The following is a 944-nucleotide window of genomic DNA, read 5'->3' as shown; positions in this document are numbered from 1 at the left end:
TAACGATCAGCGGACCACGGCTGAACTTCGTGATTGGCGGTCCGAATTACACCTTGTTCGGCGGCATCACCGGCACTGTCGGCCCGATCGATATTCCATTCTCGATCCCGGCGGGCCCGGGCTTCGGCAACACCACGGGTGCTCCGTCGTCGGGTTTCTTCAATAGCGGTTCGGGCAGTTCTTCGGGCTTCTTCAATATGGGTGCGGGCAGTTCGGGGTGGCAGAACCTGGGGTTGGGTGCCTCGGGTGTGGGCAATGTGGGTGACTTGACCTCGGGGATGCGCAACCTGGGCAACAGCATCTCGGGCATGTTCAACGCGAGTTCGTTGGACGCGGCGCAGGCGGCGGTGGTCTCTGGGTTCGGCAATTTCGGTAGCCAGGTTTCGGGGTTGGCGCACAGTGCGGTGAGCGACTTCACCACGTTGAGTATCGGCTTGGGTAACCAGGGTGGGCTCAATGTGGGTGGCGGCAATATCGGCGAGTTGAACTTCGGTTTGGGCAATGTGGGTGGCAGTAACTTCGGTGGCGGCAACCTGGGCGATTTCAACTTCGGGTTCGGTGATCTGGGGAGCAACAACTTCGGGTTCGGCAACCTTGGTGATGGCAATATCGGGTTCGGCAACTCTGGTAGCGGCAACATCGGGTTCGGTAACACCGGCAACGGCAACATCGGTTTCGGTAACTGGGGTAACGGCAACGCCGGCTTTGCCAACTGGGGTGACAACAATTCCGGTATCGGGTTGCTCGGTAGCGGCAATGTCGGCTTCGGCGGGTTGAATGCGGGCACTGACAACATCGGTTTGTTCAACTCCGGTCACGGCAACCGCGGGTTCTTTAACTCCGGTACCGGCAATACCGGTATCGGCAATGCCGGTGACTACAACACCGGTATCGGCAACACCAGCATCGCCAACACCGGTATCGGCAACACCGGCAGCTACAAC

At 59.5% G+C, this 944-nt stretch carries 1 pseudogene; it reads left to right on the top strand.

Annotation, left to right across the window (positions count from 1 at the left end):
• Nucleotides 1–5: 5 nt before the first annotated feature.
• A pseudogene (locus A5634_RS01560) lies at nucleotides 6–944 on the top strand (PPE family protein); the annotation flags it as partial.

Source organism: Mycobacterium asiaticum (assembly GCF_001673365.1).
GTDB classification, from domain to species: domain Bacteria; phylum Actinomycetota; class Actinomycetes; order Mycobacteriales; family Mycobacteriaceae; genus Mycobacterium; species Mycobacterium asiaticum_A.
This window is presented reverse-complemented; position numbering and strand designations above follow the sequence as displayed.